Source organism: Streptosporangium vulgare, assembly GCF_042428775.1.
Lineage (GTDB): Bacteria > Actinomycetota > Actinomycetes > Streptosporangiales > Streptosporangiaceae > Streptosporangium > Streptosporangium vulgare.
Genome location: NZ_JBHMBS010000005.1, coordinates 278,984 through 305,197, shown reverse-complemented (window position 1 = coordinate 305,197; position 26,214 = coordinate 278,984). Strand labels below are relative to the sequence as shown.

The 26,214-nt window shown below is 72.0% G+C and carries 16 protein-coding genes; 4 read left to right on the top strand and 12 right to left on the bottom strand.

Going from position 1 to position 26,214, the window contains the following annotated elements; genetic code table 11:
- Window positions 1-5 precede the first annotated feature (5 nt).
- Entirely contained in the window at window positions 6-1,511 is a 1,506-nt protein-coding gene (locus ACFFRH_RS13325; RefSeq protein ID WP_344746150.1) for a PucR family transcriptional regulator, read from the top strand.
- Between the two features lie 163 nt (window positions 1,512-1,674).
- Here the strand turns inward: ACFFRH_RS13325 and ACFFRH_RS13320 are convergent, their stop codons facing one another.
- Window positions 1,675-2,127 (bottom strand): Lrp/AsnC family transcriptional regulator, encoded by a 453-nt coding sequence (locus ACFFRH_RS13320; RefSeq protein ID WP_344746151.1) that lies wholly within the window; start codon window positions 2,125-2,127, stop codon window positions 1,675-1,677.
- A gap of 110 nt (window positions 2,128-2,237) precedes the next feature.
- Between ACFFRH_RS13320 and ACFFRH_RS13315 the strand changes: the two genes are divergently transcribed.
- Complete coding sequence (locus ACFFRH_RS13315) at window positions 2,238-5,762, top strand: indolepyruvate ferredoxin oxidoreductase family protein (RefSeq protein WP_386156551.1); 3,525 nt, start codon at window positions 2,238-2,240, stop codon at window positions 5,760-5,762.
- 246 nt (window positions 5,763-6,008) lie between these two features.
- Here ACFFRH_RS13315 and ACFFRH_RS13310 read toward each other — a convergent pair whose 3' ends face one another.
- The 3 genes from ACFFRH_RS13310 to ACFFRH_RS13300 all read right to left on the bottom strand — a co-directional run bounded on the left by ACFFRH_RS13310 (window position 6,009) and on the right by ACFFRH_RS13300 (window position 9,252).
- Entirely contained in the window at window positions 6,009-6,920 is a 912-nt protein-coding gene (locus ACFFRH_RS13310; protein ID WP_386156548.1) for an aminoglycoside phosphotransferase family protein, read from the bottom strand.
- A gap of 114 nt (window positions 6,921-7,034) precedes the next feature.
- Window positions 7,035-8,084: a carbohydrate kinase family protein gene (locus tag ACFFRH_RS13305; RefSeq protein WP_386156546.1), complete on the bottom strand. Its 1,050-nt coding sequence runs from the start codon at window positions 8,082-8,084 to the stop codon at window positions 7,035-7,037.
- A gap of 103 nt (window positions 8,085-8,187) precedes the next feature.
- Window positions 8,188-9,252 (bottom strand): LacI family DNA-binding transcriptional regulator, encoded by a 1,065-nt coding sequence (locus tag ACFFRH_RS13300; RefSeq protein ID WP_386156543.1) that lies wholly within the window; start codon window positions 9,250-9,252, stop codon window positions 8,188-8,190.
- Between the two features lie 295 nt (window positions 9,253-9,547).
- Here ACFFRH_RS13300 and ACFFRH_RS13295 point away from each other — a divergent pair, with 295 nt between their 5' ends.
- Window positions 9,548-10,837 carry an ABC transporter ATP-binding protein gene (locus tag ACFFRH_RS13295; protein ID WP_386156540.1) on the top strand — a complete coding sequence of 430 codons (1,290 nt, stop codon included), beginning with the start codon at window positions 9,548-9,550 and terminating at the stop codon, window positions 10,835-10,837.
- 68 nt (window positions 10,838-10,905) lie between these two features.
- On the opposite strand, the gene ACFFRH_RS13290 is transcribed toward ACFFRH_RS13295, so the two are convergent.
- From ACFFRH_RS13290 to ACFFRH_RS13255, 8 genes are all read right to left on the bottom strand, one after another.
- On the bottom strand, window positions 10,906-11,688 hold the full coding sequence (locus ACFFRH_RS13290; RefSeq protein WP_386156537.1) for a hypothetical protein: 783 nt from the start codon (window positions 11,686-11,688) through the stop codon (window positions 10,906-10,908).
- Between the two features lie 234 nt (window positions 11,689-11,922).
- A complete protein-coding gene (locus tag ACFFRH_RS13285) occupies window positions 11,923-12,561 on the bottom strand; it encodes an ACT domain-containing protein (protein ID WP_386156534.1) in 639 nt (212 codons plus the stop codon).
- Between the two features lie 93 nt (window positions 12,562-12,654).
- Window positions 12,655-13,920 (bottom strand): right-handed parallel beta-helix repeat-containing protein, encoded by a 1,266-nt coding sequence (locus ACFFRH_RS13280; protein ID WP_386156532.1) that lies wholly within the window; start codon window positions 13,918-13,920, stop codon window positions 12,655-12,657.
- Window positions 13,921-14,045: 125 nt separating this feature from the next.
- Complete coding sequence (locus ACFFRH_RS13275; protein WP_386156529.1) at window positions 14,046-15,125, bottom strand: LacI family DNA-binding transcriptional regulator; 1,080 nt, start codon at window positions 15,123-15,125, stop codon at window positions 14,046-14,048.
- Window positions 15,115-16,731, bottom strand: a complete 1,617-nt coding sequence (locus ACFFRH_RS13270; protein ID WP_386156527.1) for a glycoside hydrolase family 13 protein — start codon at window positions 16,729-16,731, stop codon at window positions 15,115-15,117. The genes ACFFRH_RS13275 and ACFFRH_RS13270 overlap by 11 nt, the downstream gene beginning before the upstream one ends.
- Window positions 16,732-16,781: 50 nt before the next feature.
- Window positions 16,782-17,663, bottom strand: coding sequence for a sugar ABC transporter permease (locus ACFFRH_RS13265; protein ID WP_386156524.1), 882 nt, complete (start codon window positions 17,661-17,663; stop codon window positions 16,782-16,784).
- Entirely contained in the window at window positions 17,660-18,673 is a 1,014-nt protein-coding gene (locus ACFFRH_RS13260) for a carbohydrate ABC transporter permease (RefSeq protein ID WP_386156521.1), read from the bottom strand. The genes ACFFRH_RS13265 and ACFFRH_RS13260 overlap by 4 nt, the downstream gene beginning before the upstream one ends.
- Window positions 18,674-18,676: 3 nt before the next feature.
- Window positions 18,677-19,969: an extracellular solute-binding protein gene (locus ACFFRH_RS13255; protein ID WP_386156517.1), complete on the bottom strand. Its 1,293-nt coding sequence runs from the start codon at window positions 19,967-19,969 to the stop codon at window positions 18,677-18,679.
- Between the two features lie 366 nt (window positions 19,970-20,335).
- Between ACFFRH_RS13255 and pulA the strand changes: the two genes are divergently transcribed.
- Window positions 20,336-26,203, top strand: coding sequence for a pullulanase-type alpha-1,6-glucosidase (pulA, locus tag ACFFRH_RS13250; protein WP_386156514.1), 5,868 nt, complete (start codon window positions 20,336-20,338; stop codon window positions 26,201-26,203).
- Window positions 26,204-26,214 lie beyond the last annotated feature (11 nt).

Below are 26,214 nucleotides of genomic sequence, written 5' to 3'. Positions count from 1 at the left end.
CACGAATGCCGTTGACGTTGCGCGAACTGCTCTCCTTCGAGGTGCTCCGCGAGGCCCGCCCGGAGGTGCTCGCCGGGGAGGGCTCGCTCGACCGCGTGGTGCGCTGGGTCCACTCCAGCGAGATCTACGAGATCGGGCCGCTGCTGACCGGCGGCGAGCTGCTGCTCACGACCGGGCTCGGGCTGGCGGGCACCGACGCGGGCGCGCGGCGGCACTACCTGCGGGAGATCGCCGCCCGCGGGGTCGCCGGGATCGCCCTGGAGCTGGGCCGCACCTTCCCCGAGACGCCCCGCGAACTGGTCGAGGAGGCGCGCAGGCAGGAGCTGCCGTTCATCGTCCTGCGCTCGGTGGTGCCGTTCATCCGGATCACCGAGGACGCCAACACCCTGATCGTCGACTACGCGAGCAGGCGGCTGCGGCTCGGCGACTCGGCCACCCGCGCCCTCAACGAGGCGCTCATCGCCGGGGCGGGCATCGCCGGGGTGCTCGCGACCGGGGCGCAGGTGATCGGCGCCCCGCTGGTGCTGGTCTCGGCGGGCGGCGCCCTCGTGTCCGCGTACGGCGTGGACGGCGACAGGGAGGCGTGGCGGGCCGTCGAGCACTCCGCCTGCGAGGCCCCGGTCACCCTGCACGGGCGGCCGTGGGGGCGGCTCGTCGCGGGCCCCGGCTCGGCCCTGCCCGCCGAGGACCTGTCCATCGCGCTGGAGCGGACGGCGGTGGCGCTGGCGCTGGCCATGCTCCGCACCGGCAGCCCGCCGAGCGAGCGGGACCGCCAGGTCTCGGCGCTGCTGCGGGACCTCATCGAGGGTGGCGCCGAGGCGGGATCCTCCGTACGGGCGATGATGGCCGGATTCCATCCGGCACCCGACCACGTGCTCGTCGGCGTCGCGGCCGACGCCCTGGAGACGGCGGCGGCACTGGCGGTGATCGACCGCGCGGCCCACATCCTGCACACCCCCGCGCTGCGGGGGCGGCTGTCCCGGCTGGTGCTCGGCGCCCTCTCCGTGCCACGCGCGGTGACGGACGCGGTCGGCGCGGCGTCGCAGGCGCTGGACGAGGCCCTGCGGCGGGTGAGCGCCCCGGAGCTACGGGTCGCGGTGGGGTATCCGGCCGCCGACCTCGGCGAGCTGGGCGGCTCGCTGCGCGACGCGCGGGCCGCGCTCGGCCTGCGCCCGTCGGCGCGTCTGGTCAGCACCCGCGCTCTCGCGCTGGACCTGGAACTGACCCGGCACGGGGACGGCGGCCACGCGGCCGACCTGGTCCGGCGGACGATCTCGTCGCTGGTGGACTGGGACGCGGCGCACCGGACGAACCTGGTCGGCACGCTGGAGGTCTTCCTGCTGCACGGGTGCAGCGCCACCCGGGCGGCGGCCGTGCTGCACCTCGGCCGCCAGTCGTTCTACCAGCGGCTGCAGCGCATCGAGGCGCTGCTGGGCTACACCGTGACGGATCCGGACGTGCACGCCGCGCTGCTGCTCGCGACGGCGGCCCACCGGATCGCGGGGACGTGAGGGTGACGTCCTCGACCGGGGCGGACGGCGCCGCGCCGGGGCAGGACGCCGAGGGTGAGGCCCCAGGTGGGCCTGGCAGGTCCGGTGGGCCCGGCGCGTTTCCGGGGGGGGACGTTTCCGGGAAGACGCGGCCCCGGAAGACGCGGTCCCGGGAGGCGCCGGTTCACAGGGGCAGGACGCCGCCGGGCTTGAGGGCTTTCATCGCGATCTGCGAGGTGAGCTTGTCGAGGCCGGGCAGGCGGCCGAGCCGCTCCAGGCAGAGCTGGCTGTAGGCGTCCATGTCGGGTACCGCCACCCGCAGCACGTAGTCGGGGCGGCCGAACATGCGCAGGCACTCCACCACGTCGTCGATCTCCATGACGGCGGCCTCGAAGGCGGTGACCGTCTCGGCGTCCTGGCCCTCCAGCTCGACGTAGGCGACGACCTGGAAGCCCCGCCCCACGGCCGCCGGGTCGATCACGGCGCGATAGCCGGTGATCACTCCGGTCTCCTCCAGGTTGCGGACCCGGCGCAGGCACGGCGAGGGGGTGAGCCGCACCCGCTCGGCCAGCTCCAGGTTGCTCAACCGCCCCTCCACCTGTAGGAGACCAAGAATTGCGCGATCCGTCACATCCATGACATCGGATGCTAACGAGACGGGTCAGCCTTGGAAAGTTTGACATCGAATTTTGTTCTGCCTGGCATAACCTTGCGGCAACGCAGGAGCGCCGACGACGGGACGAAACAATGACGATCTTCGCAGATGCCCGGGAGATCTCCCCCGACGACCGCTACCTGCTCGGCGAGGGCGAGGTCTTCATGACCGGCACCCAGGCCCTGGTCAGGGTGATCATCGACCAGATGCGCGCCGACAGGGCCGCGGGCCTGCGCACCGGCACGATGGTGTCCGGCTACCCCGGCTCCCCGCTCGGCGGCTTCGACCAGGAGCTCGCCCGCTCCCGCCACCACACCGAGCCGCTCGGCGTGGTGCACCGCCCCGGGCAGAACGAGGAACTCGGCGCCACCTCCGTCTGGGGCAGCCAGCTCGTCCCCGCGCTCCCCCGCCCGCGCACCTCCGGCGTGCTGGGCGTCTGGTACGGCAAGGCGCCCGGCGTCGACCGCGCGGCCGACGCGTTCCGGCACGGCAACTTCGTCGGCGCCCACCCCGAGGGCGGCCTGATCGCGCTCTGCGGCGACGACCCGACCTGCAAGTCCTCCACCCTCCCCTCGGCGACCGAGGGCACGCTCGCCACGCTGGGCATGCCGGTCGTCCACCCCGGCAGCGTCCAGGAGCTGCTCGACCTGGGACGCCACGCGATCGCGGCGTCCCGGGCCAGCGGCCTGTGGGTCGCGGTGAAGGCCGTCTCCAACGTCGTGGACGGCACCGGCACCGTGAACGTCGGGCATGACCGGGTCGTCCCGGTCATGCCCGTCGTCGAATACCAGGGCGGGCCGTACCGGCACGTGCCCGACGCCACGCTGCTCACCCCGTGGTCGCTGGAGATGGAGCGCACGCTCGTCGGCCCGCGTCTCGACCTGGCCCGCGCCTACGCCCGCGAGAACGGGCTCAACCGCGTCACCGCCGACCCCCGCGACGCCTGGCTGGGCGTCGTCGCCTCCGGGACCGCCTACCACGACGTCCGCGAGGGCTTCCGCAAGCTCGGCGTCACGCCGGAGGAGGCCGGTGTCCGCCTCCTGAGGATCGGCATGCTCTGGCCGCTGGACCCGGAGATCGTCCGGACCTTCGCCCGGGGGCTGTCGGAGATCCTCGTCGTGGAGGAGAAGGCCCCGCTGCTGGAGACCTCGGTCAAGGACATCCTGTACGGGACCGCCGACGCCCCCCGCGTGCTGGGCAAGCTCGACGAGAACGGCGCGCGGCTCATCCCCCGGCACGGGGCCGTCGACGCCGACCTGGCCGCCAAGGCGATCGCCTTCCGGCTGCGCCGCCGGGGCCTGACCGGTCTGGACGGATCGAACGGCCTGAACGGCCTCGGCGAGCGGGTGGAGAAGGGACTCTCCGCCATCTCCCGCCCGGCGCCGCTCACGCTGCTCACCCCCAAGCGCACCCCGTTCTTCTGCTCGGGCTGCCCGCACAACCGTTCCACCGCCGTCCCCGACGGCGCGCCCGTCGGCGCCGGGATCGGCTGCCACACCATGGTGGTGCTCAACCGCGAGGGCAAGGGCACGCTCACCGGCCTGACCCAGATGGGCGGCGAGGGGGCGCAGTGGATCGGCCAGGCGCCGTTCACCGACACCCCGCACATCTTCCAGAACCTCGGCGACGGCACCTTCCACCACAGCGGCTCGCTCGCGGTCAGGGCCGCGGTCGGGGCGGGCGTCAACATCACCTACAAGCTGCTCTACAACAGCGCGGTCGCGATGACCGGGGGCCAGACGATCACCCCGGCGCTGTCGGTGCCCGACCTCACCCGCTGGCTGGAGACCGAGGGGGTGCGCAGGGTCGTCGTCACCACCGACGAACCTGAGCGCTACCGGGGTGTCAGGCTGGCGGGCATCGCCGAGGTGCGCGACAGGACGGCGCTGGAGGACGCCCAGCGCGAGCTGGCCGCGATCCCCGGCGTGACCGTGCTCATCCACGACCAGCAGTGCGCGGCCGAGAAGCGGCGGCTGCGCAAGAAGGGCGACCTGCCCGACCCCGCCAGGCGGGTGGCGATCAACCAGCGGGTCTGCGAGGGCTGCGGCGACTGCGGGCAGAAGTCCGAGTGCCTGTCCGTGCTGCCGGTGGAGACCGAGTTCGGCCGCAAGACCGAGATCCACCAGTCGTCCTGCAACAAGGACTACTCGTGTGTGGAGGGCGACTGCCCGTCCTTCCTCACCGTCCTGCCCGCCGTGTCCGCCAAGGGGAAGGCCGCCTCGAAGAGGCGCGCCCCGATTCCCGCGCCGCCGGAGATGCCCCTACCCGAGGCGCGCACCGGGGAGACCTCGATCAGGCTGGTCGGCATCGGCGGCACCGGCGTGGTGTCGGTCGCGCAGATCCTCGGCACCGCCGCGATGCTCGACGGCAGGCGGTCACGGGGGCTCGACCAGACCGGCCTGGCCCAGAAGGGCGGCACGGTCGTCTCCGACGTCCTCATCTTCGACGGTGACGGCGACCGCTCGGCGCGGGGCGGCGCGGCCAGCGTGGACGCCTACCTGGCGCTGGACCTGATCGGCGCCACCGACCCCGCCCACCTGGCCGCCGCCGACCGCGACCGTACCGTGGCGGTGGTCTCCACCAGCCTGGTGCCGACCGGTTCGATGGTGCTCGACCCGGCCACCCACCTGACCGACGCGGGCTCGCCGATCGGCGCGCTGGAGTCGCGGACCCGGCGCGAGCTGAACGTCTACCTCGACGCCGAGGAGATGGCCCAGGCGCTGTTCGGCGACCACATGCCTGCCAACACGATCATCGTCGGGGCCGCCTGGCAGCGCGGTCTCATCCCGCTCGGCCTGGAGTCGATCGAGCGGGCCATCCGCGCGGGCGGCGGGAAGGGCGCCGAGCGGACCGTCGCCGCCTTCCACTGGGGGCGCGCGGTGGTCGCCGCCCCCGAGGCCGTGGCCGCGGCGACCCGCCCCGCCGCCCCGGCCGCGCCGCCCCCCGCCCCGGAGGCGGTACGCCTGGTCGACGCGGTCGCCGAGCCAGGCACCGAGCTGCACCGGATCCTCACGGTCCGGGTGCCCGACCTCGTCGCGTACCAGAACGCGCGCTACGCCGCCCGGTACGCCGACGCGGTCCGCGCGGTCCTCGCCAGGGAGCGGGAGGTCTCCCCCGGGAGCACCGCCGTCACCGAGACCTACGCCCGGCAGTTGCACCGGCTGATGGCGTACAAGGACGAGTACGAGGTGGCGCGCCTGCACCTCGACCCGGCCGAGCGGGCGCGGATCGCCGCCGAGTTCGGCCCCGGCGCGCGGGTCTCCTACAACCTGCACCCGCCGTTCCTGCGCGCCCTGGGCATGAGGCGCAAGCTCCGCCTCGGCCCCTGGTTCGACCCGGCCTTCCGCCTGCTGTACGGCATGCGCGTGCTGCGCGGCACCCGCCTGGACCCGTTCGGCCTGGGCGGGGTGCGCGGGACCGAGCGGGAGCTCGCCGCCGAGTACACCCGCGACGTGCACCTCGCGCTGGACCACCTGCGCCCGGAGACCGGGGAGCGGGTCCGCGAGCTGGCCGAGCTGCCCGACGTGGTCCGCGGCTACGAGCACGTGAAGCTGCGCAACGTGGCCGCCTACCGCGCCTCCGTCAGGGCCGTCCTCGACGACCTGACCGGCGCCTGAGGTCCGCGCCCCCGGCTCCGGGACGGGGAGGTCCCACCGGGGGCGAGGGCGGAGCCGGATACGGGCGAACGCGCGGATCCCGGATCCGGGCGCACGCGCGGAGCCCCGGAGCGTCCGGCGGCGGCCCGCGCCCCCGGCGTGGGCCCGGCCGCGCCGACGCCCGTGCCGGCACCTGTGCCGGTGCCCGTGTCGAGGCCGGTTCCGGTGTCGGTTCAGGTGTCGGTTTCGGTTTCGGTTTCGGCGGGGTCAGCCGGCACGATCGTGGTCGGCCAGGACCTCGTCGATGACGCGGCGGTTGACCGCGGCCCGCTCCTCGTTCTCGTCGATGTCCCTGACCAGGGTGATCAGGGCCTTCCACAGCGCCCAGCCCCGAGCCCGCGCCCACGTGGCGGGCTCCTGGCCGACGGCGCCGCGGAAGGCCTCCCGGCTCTCGCCGGAGAACATCGTCCACGCGATCACCAGGTCGCAGGCGGGATCGCCGACGCCCGACGTGCCGAAGTCGATGACGGCGGCGAGCTTTCCGTCCCTGACCAGCAGGTTGCCGCTCGCGATGTCGCCGTGGAACCACACCGGCGGCCCGGACCAGGCCGCCCTGAGGGCGGCGTCCCACACCGCCGACGCCCGGGCGGTGTCGACGCGGCCGTCCAGCGCGGCGAGGGTGCGGCGTGTCTCGTCGTCGTAGTGAGCCGGTGAGGCCCCCCGGTGGAAGCTGTGCGCGCCCGCCGCCGGACCGCCGGTCGCGTCGACGCGCTGCAGGGCGCGGACGAAGCCGGCGACCGAGACCGCGAACTCGGACAGGTCACCGATGCGGTCGGGGCTCGCGGTCTCGCCGTCCAGCCAGCGGCGGATCGACCAGCTGAACCGGTATCCCTCGCCCGGGGCCCCCTTCGCCAGCGGCACGGGAACGGCGACCGGCAACGACGGGGCGAGAACCGGCAGCCATCGATGCTCCTTGTCGACCGCCGGGACATAGCCGGCGGCGGTGGGAAGGCGCGCCGTCATCTCGTCGCCGAGACGGTAGGTGCGGTTGTCCCACCCGTCGACCTCGACCGGGGTCACCGGAAGGGCGCTCCACTGCGGGAACTGGGCCGCGACCAGTCTCCTCACCAGCGCCGCGTCGATACCGGCGCGCCCGTCAGCGTGCATGCTCTCGACCACCCCGAGAGTGTGTCGGCCGTTCCCTCCGCCGTGCAAACGGTTTTCCGCGTCCGTCGAACGCGGACGCCGTCACGCGGCACCCGGGCGGGCGCGGCCGGCGTGCCCGCGCGAGGGCTACGGAAGACGGGCGGGTTCCCCGGGTTCCCCCGCGCGGCCGGGTCCTCCCGCGCGGCCGGGTTCTCCCGCCTCTCCGGCGCGGGCGAGGAGGTCCGGCTCGCCGATGGGGTTCTCGTGGGTGCCCGCCGACGTGCAGGCGTGAGCTCCCGCGACGGCGCCGAGGCGGATGGAGTCGTCGAGGGAACGCCCGGAGAGCAGCCCGTACAGGACCCCCGAGACGAACGCGTCGCCCGCGCCGTTGCTGTCGACCACCGGCCCCGGCAGGGGGGCGGCGGGTCGGCCGCGGAAGCCGTCCGCGTCCAGGACGCGGCAGCCCTCGGCGCCCTCCGTGCAGACCACGGCCCTCGCCCTGCCGCGCGCCAGGATGTCGCGCATCACCTCGTCGCGGCGCGGGCCGAGCGCGGTGGCCGACAGGAAGACCAGGTCGGAGGAGTAGGCGAAGTCCCGGTGGTGGTCGTTCTCGCCGTCCCAGTCGTGCAGGTCGGTGGAGACGGACCCGCCCCCCAGGACGATCCCGGCACCCGGGACGGTCCCGGCGGCCGTTCCGGATCCGGTGACCCGCTCGGGCCCGGTGCTCGGACCGGAGCCGGTACGCAGGTCGGGGTAGACGTGCCGGGAGAAGTCGGTGATCGACACGTGGACGTGCCGGGCCGCGCGGACCGCGTCCAGGTAGAGCTCCCTGGGCAGCCGCTCGCCCGGCGCGGCGCGCGGGTCGAACAGCGAGGTGCGCCGCCCGTCCGGGCCGACGAGCAGGACGCTGCGCCGGGTCCCCTGCGGCGCGAGCGCCCAGCCGGTGTCCACTCCCCTCTCGGCGAAGTGGGCCCGGACGAACCGGCCCTGCGGGTCGTCGCCGATCAGGTCGACCAGCTTCACCCTCAGCCCGAGCGCGTGGCAGCCGAGGGCGACACCGCTGCCGGTGTTGCCGATCCGGTCGATCACCGGCGGGACCGCGTAGGTGTCGGCGTACGGCAGGGGGAGCGCGGGCACGTAGACGGTGGTGTCGACTCCGGTGCCGCCGATGACGACGACATCGTGACCAGTGTTCATGAGGCCATGCTCCCACCCGGGCTCCCACCCGGGCTCCCACCCGGGCTCCCACCCGGCCGGGCACGTGCCCCCGGCGGCCGGCCGGGGCCCGAGCCGGCCGGGCCTAGCGGCTGACCAGGGGGCCGGAGCCGGTCGAGCGGCGGACGACGAGCTCGGGCTGGAACATCAGCTCGACGTGTTCGGCGCGGACCCCGTTGATCTCCTCAAGGAGGGTCGCCACCGCCGCCGAGGCCATCGCGCCGATGGGCTTGCGCACGGTGGTGAGCGGCGGGTCGGTGAACGCGATCAGCGGCGAGTCGTCGAACCCCACCACCGAGACGTCTCCCGGCACCGACAGCCCCCGGTCGCGGCAGGCCCGGATCGCGCCCAGCGCCATCAGGTCGGACGCGCACACGATCCCCGTGCACCCCCGCGCCAGCAGCTGCGCCGCGGCGGCCTGCCCGCCCTCCACCGAGAACAGCGAGTGCGAGATCAGCTCGTCGACGTCCGTGACGCCGAGCAGCTGGGACATGGCCTGCCGGTAGCCCTCGATCTTCCTGATCACCGGCACGAACCGGCGCGGCCCCACGGCCAGGCCGATGCGCTCGTGCCCGAGGTCGGCCAGGTGCTGCACGGCGAGCCGGGCCGCGGCCCGGTCGTCCGGGGAGACGAAGGGCGCCTCGACGCGCTCGCTGTAGCCGTCGAGCAGGACGATCGGCAGCCCGCGCTCGATCAGGCGCGTGTAACGGTCCATCTTCGCCGTGGTGTCGGCGTGCAGCCCGGAGACGAAGACGATGCCGCTCACCCCGCGGTCCATCAGGAGCTCGGTGAACTCGTCCTCGGGGGCGCCCCCGGGCAGCTGGGTGCAGAGCACCGGGGTGTAACCGTGCTGGGTGAGCGCCTTCTCGATCGCCTGGGCGAAGGCCGGGAAGATGGGGTTGTCCAGCTCCGGGGTGACCAGGCCGACCAGGCCGTTGCTGCGCTGGCGCAGCCGTTGCGGGCGTTCGTACCCCATCAGGTCCAGGGCGGTCAGCACCGCCTGCCGGGTCGACTGCGACACGCTGGGCTTGCCGTTGAGCACCCGGCTGACCGTGGCCTCGCTCACCCCGGCCTGCGCCGCTATGTCGGCCAGCCGGACCGCCGTCCCGTCGGAACGGAGACGCGAGGTCTGCGCGAGCTCACCGTCCATCAAGCAGTCACCCCACGATGCGGCCGGACCGGGCGCGAAACGATCGGCATCCGGCACCCTCTATGAAATTCGTTTCTGCAACTTTTCGCAAATTGTAACATTTCAACCCTCGCGCTGGTGTTCCGGTAAAGGCTCCATGTCACGGCTGGACGTCACACCGGGGAACGGAGAAGTAACCATTAGATGAGCAATTTCTAACGACATCTATGGACACATAGGCAAGTGTCGCGATGTACTACCTCATCAATCACACGGCTGGGATCCGGGCGGGGGCGCCCGGGAGGAACGAGCGCGCATGAGTACCGTCGTCCTCGACAACGTGAGCAAGGTATACCCGGGTGGATACCTCGCGGTCGACCGCATGAGTCTGCGCGCGGAGAACGGGGAGTTCCTCGTCCTGTTAGGCCCTTCCGGCTGCGGCAAGTCCACCCTGCTCCGGATGATCGCGGGCCTGGAGGAGGTCACCGACGGGGACCTGTGGCTGGGCGGCACGCTCGCCAACGAGCTCGCCCCCCGCGACCGCGACGTGGCCATGGTGTTCCAGAACGGGGCGCTCTACCCGCACCGGACGGTACGCGGCAACATCGCCTTCCCCCTGGAGATCGCGAAGGCCGACCCGGCGATGGTCAGGGAGCGCGTGACGGAGCTGTCCAAGGCGCTGCACATCGACGAGACCCTGGAACGGCGCCCTGGAACGCTCTCCGGCGGCCAGCGCCAGCGCGTGGCGATGGGCCGCGCGATCGTCCGCCAGCCCTCGCTCTTCCTGATGGACGAGCCGCTCTCCAACCTGGACGCGGGCATGCGCACCGAGCTCCGGATGGAGATCTCGTCGCTGGTCCGCTCCCTCGGGGTGACCACGATCTACGTGACGCACGACCAGGTCGAGGCCCTCACCCTGGCCGACCGGATCGCCATCATGAACCGCGGCGTCCTGCAGGACGTCGGCACTCCCGGCCAGGTCTACAACGACCCCGCGACCGCCTTCACCGCGGCCTTCCTCAGCTCCCAGCAGATCAACCTGCTCGCGGCCACCGTGCGCACCCCGCAGAACCAGTTCATCCTGCTGGACTTCGGCCCGCACCAGATCATGATCCCCTGGACCGATCCGAGGGCGTACGTCATCTCCCAGCACGTGGGCCGCCAGATCATCGTCGGCCTGCGCCCGGACTGCCTCGCCCCGGTTCCCGAGAGCTTCGAGGGGCCGACCTTCCTCGGCCGCGTCCGTGCCCTGGAGTACCACGGCCACGAGTGGCTCGCCTACGTCGAGAGCGGGCTCACCTCCGTGGCCGTGCCCGAGCCCCCCGACCCCCGGCACAAGGCCAACGGCCTGGGCGTCCCGCTCGTCGGTGGGCGGATCCGCTCGGTCCTGCGGCGGCTGATGCCCGGGGGCGTGTTCGACGAGGACGCCGAGCCGCAGCAGGAGCAGGAGCAGGCCGGCGGCAACCACCGCAGGGCCGACCTCATCATCCGCCTGGGGTCCCGCCCGGTCTGGCGGGCCGGAGAGCCCGCCCGGGTGGGGGTCGACGTCACCCGCCTGATGCTCTTCACCATGGACGGCGCCCGCATCGACCCGCCGCAGCGCTGACGCGGCGCCGGTGCGGAGCCGCCTCAGCGGCGAAGCGGGGCCGCCGCGGTCGTACGGGAACGGGACGGTCAGACCGGTCTGATCGTCTCGCCGATCCGGTCGAACAGTTCCTGCTTGCCCCCGGTGTCGGTGCTGAGCGTGACGATGCAGGTCCTCTCCGCGACCGGCACGTAGTACTGGGTGCCCCGGACGCTGACGCCGTTGGTCTCGAACGAGTAGACGATCCGGGCCGCCTCCCTGGAGCCGATCCGCATTTTCTTCGTCTCGACGACCTTGGCGTTGAGCTGTTCCAGCTGGGATCTGGTCTCGCTGATCAGCTGTTCCATCGAGATCTGCCGCCCGGCCTGGCAGAAGGCGTTGAGGTTGGTGGGGAAGCCGTTCCTGGAGGTCTTCGCCGAGTCGGTGTCCGACGCCCAGATGCCGTTGTTGTCGACCAGGGTCCGCAGGCTTTTCTTCGCCTGTTCCAGCGTGGGGCCCGTCAGGCCGCTCTCCTTCAGCCCCTTGTCGAGGTCGTCCTTGGTCAGGTCGAGCGCCACCCATTCCTTCGGGACGGCGACGGTGACGCCGTTGGCGGGTCCCCCGATCCGCTTGAACCCCTCCGGTACGGGCGCGGCGCCCTCCGGGGATCCGGGACCCGGGGTGGCGCTCGCCCCGGGCCCGGGGCCGCTCGTGCCCGGCTCGGGGCTCTGCCCGGGACCGGGACTTCGCGCGAGGTCGAGTCCTCGCGCGAGGGCTGCTGGGGCGGCGGGGGCGGCGCCCGTGACGGTCCCGCTCCCGCCCCCGCAGGCCGTGCTCGCTCCCAGGCAGAGTCCCAGCAGGGTCATCGTCACGACGTGGTGGCGCTCAGACATCAGGCTGCCCTCCTCGCGGACCCGCGAGGGCCCGGTACCGATACGACCAGCGGCGTCTATCGGGGGGAGATCTGATGCGGGTGTGCGCGACGGCCACCGTCCCGCCGGGCGGACCCGGCCGCCCGTGGCGGGCGGGACCGGGCACGACGGACGGGAAGGCGCGGTCACGGAAGGTGGCGCCGAGCCACTCCTAGCCTTCCTACCCCATAACCGACATATCGGAAACGTGAGGGCTCAGGAGGCGTGGCTCATGATGGAGACGATCTCCAGGACGCGGATGGCACGATCCAGCTCCGCACGGTGGAAGGGCGGGCCGTCGGTCCTGGCCAGGACCAGGTGCCGGCTCGTCTCCGGAACCGGGAGGCTCATCAGCTGGTGCCGCCCGGAGCCGAGGACGGCGGGGCGCAGCGTGGCGAGGTCGGCCGCCTTGACACCGACGAGACCACCCGTCTCGTCGAGGGCCGTCGGAGCCTGCCAGCTGCGGTGGACGAGATCCTCGCTCTCCGGCGACAGGATCACCGCCCACTCGGCGCTCACCAGGTCGGGCATGGCGTCCACGAGGGTGGCGAAGGCCCTGCCGGGATCGGCGGCGACGTGCTTCAGCAGGTCGTAGTCGGGCGCGGTGCCGGGTATCTCGCGAGTGGGCCAGACACCCTCGACCCGCATCCCGGGAACGCCCGAGAGACGGTCCCTGACCGTCTCCGCGTCCACGGGACCGGGCCAGGAGACGGTGAAGTCGTCCACCGCCCGGCCCACCTCACGTTCCAGGACGGTCACCTGGAGGATGTCCGCACCCAGCGTGCCGAGCACCCGGGCCGCCTGGCCCAGGGCGCCCGGCCTGTCGGGGAAGGAAACACGTAGCCGCAACATCATGCCGATCACCTCGCTCTGCGACCAGACTGTCCTAGCCAGGTTTCACGAAGGTTCCGGGGAGATGTCCAGAATAAGACCCAAAACCAGTAAAAGTCAGGACTGATAGGCCCCGGCGGCGGGGGTCGCGGACAGCGCGGCCCCGGAGAGGTCGCGGGCCAGGCCCGCCCCTCCGTACCAGGTGGGGCCGAGCTTGACGCCCCGGCCGAGCGCCGGGGAGCCGGGACGCAGGCGCAGGTCCGTCCGGCTCCTGAAGCGGGGGTCGGCCACGATCGACCTGGGGCCGAGCTTGAACTTCAGGGAGCGGCCCTTGTAGACGCCGGCGTCCTCGTCGGCCCCCTTGCCGTCCTCGAAGCCCACCTCGCCGCCGACCACGATGATGTTGTTGCGCAGCTTCAGGATGCCCGGGGAGCAGCCGTCGTGGCAGGCCCAGCCGAGGGTCTTGCGGGCGGGCAGGTAGACCGAGTTGTGCACCGCGACGGTGCCCTTCACCGGCCCGACCACGTGGCCGGGGCCCCGGGTGACGAGGAAGGAGCCCCGGCGCGAGGAGGTGACCACGTTGTGGGCGAAGATGTTGCCCCCGGCGGTCTTGCCCTTCTGCGCGCCGAGCTCGACGAAGGTCTCGTTGTTCCTGGCGACGTTGTGGGTGATCCGGTTGCGGTCGCCGTTGAACACCTCGACGGCGGCGCCGTCGGTGCCGTAGTCCTTGCTGCTCGCGTAGCTGCCGGTGATCGTGTTTCCGGTGACGAGGTTGTCGTCACCGTTGAGCAGCACGCCGAAGGCGCCGGAGTCGTCGTCGCCGCCCTCGTCGTTGACGCTCATCCGGTTGTTGTCGCTCAGGACGCTGTTCTTGACGACGTTGCGCGCGCCGATGAAGTGGACCCCGGTGATGTTGCGGTCGGCGATGACGCGGTCGAGCTCGTTGCGGCTGCCGCCGACCTCGAATCCGGCCCACTGGCAGTTGCTCGCCCGCACCCCCACGACCCGCACGTAGGAGCCCGAGATCACCACGCAGGCGGCGTCCCTGCCGCTGATCCTCGGGGCCGCGCCCTTGCCGTACGGCTCGACCGAGATGGGGCTGGCGGCGGTGCCCCGGCCCGACAGCGTCAGCGCGCCCGGCCAGCTGCCGCCGCGCTTGAGGCGCACGGTGTCGCCGGGGCCCAGGGTGGCGGCGTTGACGTTGTCCAGGCTGCGCCAGGCCGCCGCGGCCGAGGTTCCGGCGGCGGAGTCGTCCCCCGACCTGGAGTCGACGTAGTAGGTGGTGCCCGCCGCGGCCACGGCGGCCCCGGGCACGGCGACGAGCATGTTTCCGGCCACGAGAGCCCCTGCCACGGGAGCGGCCCACAGCCTCGTCGAGTTCATCTTGGTACGCTCCATCGCCGTCACCGCCGGTACGTCAGCGCAGATCTTCGCACACCCGGGGTTCACTCAGCGATCCGAGTGAGGGACACACAGCGGGCCGTTACCTCCGCCCCGGGCGGGGTCGATCAGCGAACGATCTTGGGCCCCGAACCGGTCGAGCCCCGCACGATGAGTTCCGGCTGGAAGATCAGCTCGGAGTGCTGGCCGGGCGCCCCGGCGACGGCCTCCAGGAGGGTGTGCACGGCGGCGGTGACCATCGGCTGCACGGGCTGGCGCACGGTGGTGAGCGGCGGGTCGGTGAACGCGATCAGCGGCGAGTCGTCGAACCCCACCACCGAGACGTCTCCCGGCACCGACAGCCCCCGGTCACGGCAGGCCCGGATCGCGCCCAGCGCCATCAGGTCGGACGCGCACACGATGCCCGTGCAGCCGCGCTCCAGCAGCTGCGCCGTCGCGACCTGGCCGCCCTCGACCGAGAACAGCGAGTGCGAGATCAGCCCGTCGACGTCCGTGACGCCGAGCAGCTGGGACATGGCCTGCCGGTAGCCCTCGATCTTCCTGATCACCGGCACGAACCGGCCGGGGCCGACGGCCAGGCCGATGCGCTCGTGTCCCAGGTCGGCCAGGTGCTGCACGGCGAGCCGGGCCGCGGCCCGGTCGTCGGGGGAGATGAACGGGGCGGGCACGTCGGCGGCGTGCCCGTTGAGCAGGACGATCGGCACGCCCTGCCCGATCAGCTGGGTGTAGCGGTCCGAGCGCGCGGTGATGTCCGCGTGCAGCCCGGAGACGAAGATGATGCCGCTCACCCCGCGCTCCACGAGAACCTCGGTGAACTCGTCCTCGACCGCCCCGCCGGGCAGCTGGGTGCAGAGCACCGGGGTGTAACCGTGCTGGGTGAGCGTCTTCTCGAAGGCCTGGGCGAAGGCCGGGAAGATGGGGTTGTCCAGCTCCGGGGTGACCAGGCCGATCAGCCCGTTGCTGCGCTGGCGCAGCCGTTGCGGGCGTTCGTACCCCATCAGGTCCAGGGCGGTCAGCACCGCCTGCCGGGTCACGGCGGAGACCCCCGGCTTGCCGTTGAGCACCCGGCTGACCGTGGCCTCGCTCACCCCGGCCTGCGCGGCGATGTCGGTCAGCCTGGCGGTACCGCCGCCGGTACCGGTACCGGTACCGGCGGCGGAGCCGAGCTGCCCGGTGCTATGCGACATCGGGTTCCCACCAGACGGCGGAGTCGGGGGCGAGCCGTGCCACGCCGCCCTCGACGGCCGTCTCCGCGCTGGCCAGCAGGATCCGTCCGGGGGCGGGCAGCTCCACGGGCTCGCCGGTGAGGTTGACCGTGCAGGCGAACCCGTCGCCCCTGGCGAAGGCGAGGGTGCCCTGCGGGGAGTCGAGCCAGGTCAGCGGGGCGTCGTCGAAGGAGCGGCGCTCGCGCCTGATCCGCAGCGCCTCCCGGTAGAGGTTCAGCGTGGAGACCGGGTCGCCGAGCTGGGACGCGACGCTGAGCGGCCCCCAGGACGGCGGCATGGGCAGCCAGGTCCCCTCGGCGCCGGGCAGGCTGAAGCCGAAGTGCGGCTCGCCGTCGGCCCACGGGAGTGGCACCCGGCAGCCGTCGCGGCCGTCGTCGGGGTTGCGCAGGCGCTGCGGGTCGCGCTGGAACTCCTCCGGCAGATCGAGGACCTCGGGCAGCCCGAGCTCCTCCCCCTGGTAGACGTAGGCCGAGCCGGGCAGGGAGAGCGTGAGCAGGGCGGCGGCGCGGGAGCGGCGCAGGCCGACCTCGCCGCCGCCGTAGCGGGTGAGGTGGCGCTTGACGTCGTGGTTGGAAAGCACCCAGGTGCAGGGCGCGCCGACCAGCCCGGCCGTCGTGAGCGACTCCCGGATGACCGCGTGGAACGCGGCGGCCTCCCAGGGGGCGACGAGGAACTGGAAGTTGAACGCCTGGTGCATCTCGTCCGGGCGGACGTAGTTGGCCAGCCGCAGCGAGGACGGCGCCCACGCCTCGGCGACGCCGATCCGCTCGCCGGGGTAGGAGTCGAGCAGCCTGCGCCAGGCGCGGTGGATCTCGTGCACGCCGTCCTGGTCGAAGAACGGCACCACCTCGGTGCCGATCATCCGGACCTGGTCGGGGTGGCCGACGTCGGGCAGGCCGTCGGCCTTGACCATGCCGTGGGCGACGTCGACGCGGAAGCCGTCCACCCCCATGTCGAGCCAGAACCGCAGGATCGACTCGAACTCCGCGTGGACCTCGGGGTTCTCCCAGTTCAGGTCGGGCTGTTCGGCGGCGAACAGGTGGAGGTACCACTCGCCGTCGGGCAGCCGGGTCCACGCGGGACCACCGAAGACCGACTCCCAGTCGTTGGGCGGCAGCTCCCCGCCCGCGCCCCGGCCCCGGCGGAAGATGTAGCGCTCCCTCGCGGGGTCTCCGGGGGGCGCGGCCAGGGCCTCCAGGAACCAGGCGTGCCGGTCGGAGGTGTGGTTGGGCACCACGTCCACGATGACCCGCAGGCCGTGCCGGTGCGCGTCGTCGATCAGCGCCCCGGCGTCGGCCAGCGACCCGAAGATCGGGTCCACGTCCCGGTAGTCGGCCACGTCGTAGCCGAAGTCGGCCATCGGCGAGGTGAAGAACGGGGTGAGCCAGACCGCGTCGACCCCGAGGTCCGCCAGGTACGGGAGCCTGCCGCGCACGCCGAGCAGGTCCCCCACGCCGTCGCCGTTGCCGTCGGCGAAGCTGCGCACGTAGACCTGGTAGATCACCGCGTCGCGCCACCATCGGGTGGCGGTCCCGGCACCCCGGTCCACTCGGGCAAGCTCAGTCATATTAAATCCCCCGATCAAGTGACATATCAGGACGTAATAGCACGGTGGTGTTACGACTTCGTGGCACCGGCGGTAAGCCCGGCGACCAGATGCCGCTGGACGAGCAGGAAGACGACCGCCGCCGGGACCGCGATCAGCACCGCCGCCGCGGTGAGCAGGCCCCAGTCGGACCAGTGCTGGCCGACGAACTGCTGAAGCCCGATGCCGAGCGTGCGCTTCTCCTCCTGCGACATGAACACGGTGGCGTAGGCCACCTCGCCCCAGGCGGTCATGAACGAGTAGAACGCGGTGACCGCGAGGCTCGGCCTGGCCAGCGGCAGGACGACCCGCCAGAACGCGCCGAACGGCGTGAGGCCGTCGACGAGCCCCGCCTGGTCGATCTCCCGCGGGATGGAGTCGAAGTAGCTCTTCATCATCCACGCGCAGAACGGCACCGCCACCGTCATGTAGGCGATGACCAGCCCGGGGATCTGGTTGAGCAGCCCGAGGCCCGCCATCAGGTTGTAGAGGGGCACGATCAGGATCGCCACCGGGAACATCTGGGTGACGAGCAGCATCCACATCACCCCGCGGTAGCCGGGGAAGCGGAAGCGGCTGATGGCGTACCCGGTCGTGGAGGCGAGGAAGACGCCGATGACCGTGGTCAGCCCGGCGACGATCACCGAGTTGAGCAGCCAGGTCGGGAACCGCGTCTCGGTGAGCACCCGCACGTAGTTGTCCAGCGAGGGCTGGTTGAAGATCTCCAGCTCGCTGGAGAGCCAGCCGTCGCGCGGCTTGAGCGAGGTGAGGACCAGCCAGACGATCGGGAACAGCGAGGTGACGACCGCGGCGAGCAGGGTCGCGTGCAGCAGGATCGACTTCCCGACGCTGCGTTCCCCGCGCCCCCGGGCGCGTCCGGTCCCCCCGGTGGTGGCTGTGGTGGCTGTGCTCACCAGACCTCCCCTTGCTTGCGCAGCGAGCGCCGGTAGACCACGGCCAGCACGACGAGGAGCAGGAGGATGATCACTCCCCACGCCGCGGAGTTGGAGTAGTTGCGGACGCCGGTGAAGGCCTCACGGAAGGCGTAGGTGACCAGGATCTCGGTGGAGCTGCCCGGTCCTCCCCCGCTGATCAGGTAGATCACCGGGAACATGTTGAACGTCCAGATCGTGCCCAGCAGGACGACCGTGCTCGACACGGTACGCAGACCGGGAACCGTGATGAAGCGGAAGCGCTGCCACGGCGTGGCGCCGTCCACCTCGGCCGCCTCGTACAGCTCACCGGGGATCGACTGGAGCCCGCCCAGCACGGCGACCATCATGAACGGCACGCCCATCCAGACGTTGACCGCGATGACCGCGATCTTCGCCGTGGTCGGGTCGTCGAGCCAGCCGACCGCGCCCAGGCCGGCGGCCCGCAGCATCGCGTTGATCACGCCGAAGTCGCTGTTGTAGAGGTAGCGCCAGATGAACGCCGAGACGAAGCCCGGGATCGCCCACGGCAGGATGAGCAGCAGCCGGTAGGCCGAGCGGAACCTGACCTCGCGGTTGAGCAGCAGGGCCAGGCCGAGGCCCAGGCCGTAGTGGAACGCCACGCAGGCGACGGTCCACACGACCGTCCAGGTCAGCTTCTCCCAGAACAGCCCGCTGGTCAGGATCGTGACGTAGTTGTCGAACCAGGTGAACTCGTAGGTCGAGGGGATGACGTTGACGCCGATCGTCCGGCCGATGTTGGCCTCGGTGGCGTCGGTCAGCGAGAGGTAGACGCCCCTGGCCAGCGGCCAGCCGACCAGCAGGCCGGTGACCAGGATCACCGGGGCGACCATGGCCCAGGCGTACCAGTGCCTGGCCGTCGTCCGCCGAAGCCGGCCGGGCTCCTTGCCGCGGCCCCGGCCGCGGGCGCCGTCGGCGCCCGCGGCCCGGTCCCTGGCCGTGCCGTTCACACGCCCAGTCGAGAGCGCCACGGGTCAGCTCCAGTCCTTGAAGATGCCTCGGTACTGGCCGTCGACCTTCTTGAGCATCTCCTCGGGGGTCGCCGTGCCGCCGACGAGCGACTGGTAGCCCTCAAGGAGCGGCTGGAAGAGCTGGCCGCCCTCGGGGATCCACGGCCGGGCGGTCGCGGTGTCCATGATGGGCTTGAAGACGGCGACGTCCTTGTTGGCCTGCACGTCGGGGTTGTCGTACGCGGAGGCGCGGGTCGGCAGGAGGCTGATCTCCTTGGCCACCCTGGCCTGGGACTCGGGGGTGCTCATGAAGCGGACGAACTCGTAGGAGGCGTCCAGGTTCTTGGAACCGGCGTAGATGGCCAGGTTCCAGCCGCCGGTGGGGGCGCCGGCCTTGACCGAGCCCGCCGGGACGGGGGCGATGCCCAGGTTCTCCTTGTCCTTGAACTCCTTGCCCTGGTAGATCTCCGACAGCGCCCACGGGCCGTTGTAGATCATCGCGGCCTTGCCGTCCTTGAGGGCGGTCATCGCGTTGGCGTAGCTGTCCTGGATCGCGGGCTTCGGCGCGGCGCCGGAGGTGACCAGGTCGGCGACGGTGGCCATCGCCTTCACGTTCGCCGGGGAGTTGACGGTGATCTTCTTGTTCTGCACGTCGAGGAGGTCGCCGCCCTCGCCGTACATGAAGGGCAGCAGGAAGTAGGAGTCGACGTTGAGCGCGAGGCCGTTCGCCCCGGTCTTCTCCTTGACGTCGAGCGCGGCCTGCTTGAGCTCCTCGACCGTGGTGGGGGCCTTCTCGTGCCCGGCCTCCTTGAGCAGCCGCTTGTTGTAGATGAGCGCGAGGGTGTCGGTGACCTGCGGGACGGCGTACGTCTTGCCGTCGTACTTGGTGCTGCTCAGCGGCCCCGGCAGGAAGTCCGCCTCGTTCTCCACCGCGCGGGTGCCCTCCAGCGGCTGGAGGTAGCCGAGCGAGGCGAACTGGGAGGTCCAGGCGACCTCGGAGCGGATCACGTCCGGCGCCCCCGCGCCCGCCTGCGCCGCGGTCTGGAACTGGTTCTGCGCCTGGTCGGAGGGGACGTTGACGTACTTGACCTTGATGCCCGGATACTTCGCCTGGAAGTCCTTGATGAGCGCCTGGAAGGTCGGGCCCTCACTGTCGGGCCTGACGGTGTCCCACCACGTGATCTCACCAGTGATCTTCGACGGGTCCGACGCCGCGGACTGGGCGGGGGCCGCCGTACCGGCGTCACCGCCGCCACAGGCGGAGACCGCCAGGGCGAGGGCCCCGACAATCGCCGCGGCCGAGAGGGCTCGCCGCATGTTCTTCTCCTCGTGTTCAGGGGGCGGCCGGGACCGATGAGCCGTCCGGCCGGGTCTGGAGTACGCCGGACGTTACGCCGACGTGAACCTCATTGGAAGAAGTTTCTGCAAGAGTCTGCAAAGTCGTTACAAAGCCCCCCAAAGCTGAGGAGTCATCCCACCTTCCCACTCGACCGACGAGCAGCCGTATCACCCTTTTAATCACGAAAAATCACCTTTTGTACGTTTTGGGCAACCGATTGGGTCCCCTTCCGGACGGCCATGAATTGCCGGGATTCAGAAAATTGCCGCAAGGGATTGCACAGACCATTCCCAGTGAGTAACTTCCGGGCAACACCCTCGAAACAACTCCCGTGGAGGCCCTCCGTGGTCTGGCCGTTCCCCCCACGGCGCGCGAGAACGACCTTCCTGACGGGGGCCGCGCTCGCGGTGACCCTGGTCACCACCCCTCTCGCCGCCCCGCTCCCCGCCGCCGCGTCCACCTCCCCCGCCCTCCCCCCCGCGCCCCTCTCCGCACCGGTCCCGGTCTCCGCGACGCCCTCCTCGTCCGGCGCCGGCACCGGCCCCGTGGTGTCCGCGCTCAGCCGCACCGCCGCCCCCTCCGACCGGGACCTCGCCCGCGACGCGCTCCGCACCGACCTGAGCCGCGAGCGCTTCTACTTCGCGATGACCGACCGGTTCGCCAACGGCGACACCGGCAACGACCGGGGCGGCCTGTCGGGCGACCGGCTCACCACCGGCTTCGACCCCACGCACAAGGGCTTCTACCAGGGCGGCGACCTCAAGGGACTGCTCGGAAAGCTCGACTACGTCAAGAACCTCGGCAGCACCGCGATCTGGATCACCCCGGCGTTCGTGAACCGTCCCGTGCAGGGCACCGGCGCGAACGTCTCGGCCGGATACCACGGCTACTGGATCACCGACTTCACCAGGATCGACCCGCACCTGGGGACCAACGCCCAGATGAAGGAGCTGGTGCGCGAGGCCCACCGGCGCGGGATGAAGGTCTTCTTCGACATCATCACCAACCACACGGCCGACGTGGTCGACTACACGGAGAAGACGTACTCCTATCGCTCCAAGGGCGCCTACCCCTACGTCGACAGGAGCGGCGTGCCCTTCGACGACCGCGACTTCGCGGGCAGGGACACCTTCCCGAAGGTGGACACCGGCTCGTTCCCGTACACCCCGGTCGCGCCGAGGAACGCGAAGACCCCGTCCTGGCTGAACGACCCGACGATGTACCACAACCGGGGCGACTCCACCTTCAGCGGCGGCGAGAACGACGAGTACGGCGACTTCTTCGGCCTCGACGACCTGTGGACCGAGCGCCCCGAGGTCGTCAAGGGCATGACCGACATCTACCGGACGTGGGTGCGCGACACCGGCCTCGACGGCTTCCGCATCGACACCGCCAAGCACGTGAACATGGAGTTCTGGGAGAGGTTCTCCCCGGCGCTGCGCGGCTACGCGGCCCAGCAGGGCAACAAGCGGTTCTTCATGTTCGGCGAGGTCTACTCCGGCGAGCCGTCCTTCACCAGCCGCTACTCCACCCGGGGCGCGATGAACGCCACCCTGGACTTCCCCTTCCAGGAGGCCGCCCGCTCCTTCGGCGGCGGCACGGCGGACGCCTCCAGGCTCGCCCGGCTGTACGCGGGCGACGACTACCACACCGACGCCGACGGCAACGCGTCGTCGCTGCCGACCTTCCTCGGCAACCACGACATGGGCCGCATCGGCCGTTTCGTCACCCAGGACAACCCGGGCGCCCCCGACTCCGAGCTGCTGCGCAGGGACCTGCTCGCCCACGAGCTGATGTACCTCACCCGGGGCCAGCCGGTCGTCTACTACGGCGACGAGCAGGGCTTCACCGGCAAGGGCGGCGACCAGGACGCCCGTGCGTCCATGTTCGCCTCCAAGACGGAGAGCTACCTGAGCGACGACCTGATCGGCACCGACTCCACCCACGCCAAGGACAACTTCGTCCCCACGCACCCGCTCTACCGGGGCATCTCCGCCCTCGCCGCGCTGCGCGACGCCCACCCGGCCCTCGCCGACGGCGCCCAGATCGAGCGGCTGGTCTCCGGCGGCGTCTACGCCTTCTCCAGGATCGACGCCACGCGGCAGGTCGAGTATCTGGTCGCGGTCAACAACGCCGAACAGCCCGCGACCGCGAGCGTGCCCACCTTCTCGGCGGGCGCGGCCTTCACGAAGGTGTACGGCGAGGGCGCCGCCGCCCTCACCACCGGCACGGACACGAAGCTGGCGCTCACCGTCCCCGCCCTGTCGGCGGTCGTCTACAAGGCGCCCGCCAGACTCGCCGCCCCGGCCGCCGCCCCGGCCGTCTCGATCGCCCTGCCGGGCACCGAGATCAGGGGCACCGCCGAGGACGGCCGGATCCCGGTCGTCGCGACCGTGCCCGGCACCGGCTTCGACCAGGTCACCTTCGCCGCCAAGGTCGGCGACGGCGCCTGGCGGGCGATCGGCACCGACGACGCCCCCAACGCCACCCCCTCGGGTCGCGCCTTCCGGGTCTTCCACGACCTGCGCGGCCTCGCGGCGGGCACGAAGGTGTCGTACAAGGCCGTGGTGAAGGACTCCGCGGGCCGGTTCGCCTCGGCGGTCGCGCAGGCGACCGTCGGCGCCGAGCCCGCCCCCGAGGAGCCGGGCGCGGTGAAGCGCGACTGGCTGGTCGTGCACTACCAGCGGGAGAACGCCGGCGACTACGACGGCTGGGGCCTGCACGTCTGGGGCGACGTGGAGAACCCGACCGAGTGGGCGGCCCCGCTCCCGCTGACCGGCGAGGACTCCTACGGCCGCTTCGCCTGGATCAAGCTCAAGCCGGGCGCCACCAGCGTCGGGATCATCGCCCACAAGGGCGACGAGAAGGACGGCGGCGACCGGATCGTGAACCCCGCCAGGAACGGCGAGGTCTGGCTGGCGAAGGGGAGACCGGAGACCCACCTGTCCCGCGCGGCGGCCCAGGGGTACGCGACCGTCCACTACAGCCGCCCGGACAAGACCTACGACGGCTGGGGGCTGCACCTGTGGGGCGACGGGCTCGCCGACGGGGTGCCCACCGACTGGGCTTCGCCGCGCCCGCCGGACGGCGTCGACTCCTACGGCGCGTTCTGGAAGGTGCCGCTGAAGGACGCCTCCGTCGCGGCGAACTTCATCGTGCACAAGGGCGACACCAAGGACCCCGGGCCCGACCAGTCGTTCACCCCGGCGCTGCAGCCCGACGCGTACGTCGCCTCGGGCGTGGCGAAGGCCCACCCGACCCGGGCGGCGGCCGAGAACGTCGCGATCCTGCATTACCACCGGCCGGACGGGAATTACGACGGCTGGGGACTGCACCTGTGGGGCGACGTGGCGAATCCCACCGAGTGGGGCGCGCCGCTGCGGCCCGCGGGCGAGGACGGGTTCGGCGTTCACTTCCGCGTCCCCCTGACCGAGGGGGCCAAGACCGTGAACTACATCATCCACAAGGGCGACACCAAGGACCTGCCCGACAACCAGTCGCTGGACCTGACCTCGACCGGCCACGAGGCGTGGCGGGTCGCGGCCACCGAGGGACACCTGCTGCCCCAGCCCTCGGCGCGCGGGGCCGACGCCGACCTGTCGAAGTCGTCGGCGCACTGGATCGACCGCGCCACCGTCGCCTGGAAGATCGACCCCTCGGCCGCGAACCGCTACTCCCTCGCCTTCTCCGCCAAGGGCGGCATCACCTACGACAAGGGCGACCTGACCGGCGACCTCAGGCTCGTCCGTCTCGCGCCCGGCGCGCTGACCGAGGCGCAGAAGGCGAAGTGGCCGCACCTGGCCGGGCACGCCGCGTTCACCGTCGACCCGCGCGACGCCGACCTGGTGAGGGAGGCCACCCGCGGCCAGATCGTGGCCGTCGAGCGCGACGCCTCGGGCGCGCTGCTCGCCGCCACCGGCGTGCAGTTCCCCGGCCTGCTCGACGACCTGTACCCCGGGGCGGCGACCGCCGACCTCGGGCCCTCCTGGAGCGGCGGCGCTCCCAAACTGTCGGTCTGGGCGCCGACCGCGGGCAAGGTCGAGCTCGCCCTCTACCGCGACTCCTCCGGCGGCGGCCGCACCGTCCACCCCATGCGCCGCGACGACGACACCGGCGTCTGGTCGGTGCGCGGACAGCGGGACTGGAAGGACCGCTACTACACCTTCCTCGTGACGGTCTACGCGCCGGGCGAGGGGAAGGTCGTCGTCAACGAGGTGACCGACCCCTACAGCCTGTCGCTGTCGGCGGGCTCGGGCCGCAGCCAGCTCGCCGACCTGTCCGACCGGGCGCTGCGCCCCGACGGCTGGACGTCCCTGGCCAAGCCGAAGGCCGTCCCCCAGCAGAAGGCGTCGGTCTACGAGCTGCACGTGCGCGACTTCTCCGCCTCCGACACGACCGTCCCGGCCGCCGAGCGCGGCACGTACGCCGCGTTCACCGGCGACTCGGCCGGGATGCGGGAGCTGCGCGGGCTGGCGAAGGACGGGCTGACCCACGTGCACCTGCTGCCCGTCTTCGACATAGCGACCGTTCCCGACAAGAGGGCCGACCGGACCGAGCCCGCCTGCGACCTGGCCTCGATGCCCCCCGACTCCGAGGAGCAGCAGGCCTGCGTCGCGAGGACCGCGGCGAAGGACTCCTTCAACTGGGGCTACGACCCGCTGCACTACACCGTGCCCGAGGGCTCCTACGCCGCCGAGCCCGACGGGTCGTCGCGGATCAGGGAGTTCCGCGGCATGGTCGGCGGGCTGAACAGGGCCGGGCTGCGGGTGGTGATGGACGTGGTCTACAACCACACCCACGCCGCGGGCCAGGACCCCACCTCGGTGCTCGACCGCCTCGTGCCCGGCTACTACCACCGGCTGCTCGACGACGGCACGGTGGCCACCTCCACCTGCTGCGCCAACACCGCGCCCGAGCACGCCATGATGGGCAGGCTCGTCGTCGACTCCATCGTGACCTGGGCCCGCGAGTACAAGGTGGACGGCTTCAGGTTCGACCTGATGGGCCACCACCCGAAGGCGAACATGGTCGCGGTCCGCGCGGCCCTCGACAAGCTGACCGTCGCCCGCGACGGCGTCGACGGCAAGTCGATCATCCTGTACGGGGAGGGCTGGAACTTCGGCGAGGTGGCCGACGGCGCCCGCTTCGAGCAGGCCACCCAGGCCAACATGGCGGGCACCGGGATCGGCACCTTCAGCGACCGGCTGCGCGACGCGGTGCGCGGCGGCGGCCCGTTCGACGCCGACCCCCGCGTGCAGGGCTTCGGCTCGGGGCTCGCCGGGGCGCCCAACGGCTCACCGGCCAACGGCGACGAGGCGCAGCAGAGGTCCCGGCTGCTGAACTACCACGACCTGATCAAGGTCGGGCTCGCCGGCAACCTCCGCGACTACACCTTCACCGCCTCCGACGGCAGGCTCACCAAGGGCTCGGAGGTGAGCTACAACGGCTCCCCCGCCGGGTACACCGCCTCGCCGGGCGAGGTCGTCACCTACGTGGACGCCCACGACAACGAGACGCTGTTCGACGCGCTGGCGTACAAGCTGCCACCGGCGACCGCCATGTCCGACCGGGTGCGCATGCAGTCGCTCTCGCTGGCCACGACCGTGCTCGGGCAGGGCACCTCGTTCATGCACGCGGGCAGCGAGCGGTTGCGCTCCAAGTCGCTCGACCGCAACTCCTACGACTCGGGCGACTGGTTCAACCGGCTGCTGTGGGACTGCTCGGCGGGCAACGGCTTCGGCGCCGGGCTCCCCCCGAAGCCCGACAACGAGGACAAGTGGCAGTACGCCAGGCCGCTGCTCGGCGACCCGGCGCTGAAGCCCGACTGCGCGGCGATCGGCGCGGCCCGCGCCCGGTACGGGGAACTGCTGCGGATCCGCTCCTCCTCGCCGGTCTTCGGCCTCGCCACCCTGGCCGAGGTGCAGAAGCGCGTGACCTTCCCGACCGGCGGCGCCTCGGAGACCCCGGGTGTCGTGACCATGCACCTGGACGCCACGGGGATCGACCCGCGCTGGAAGTCGGTCACCGTCGTCTTCAACGCGACCCCCGAGGCACGGCCGCAGACCGTCGGCGCGCTGAAGGGCGCCCAGGTGACGCTCCACCCCGTCCAGGCGGCCGGCGACGACGCCGTCGTGAAGCGGTCGGCGTTCGACTCCGCCACGGGCACGCTGACGGTCCCGGCCCGCACGGTCGCCGTCTTCGTCCAGCCCTGACGGAACCTGTC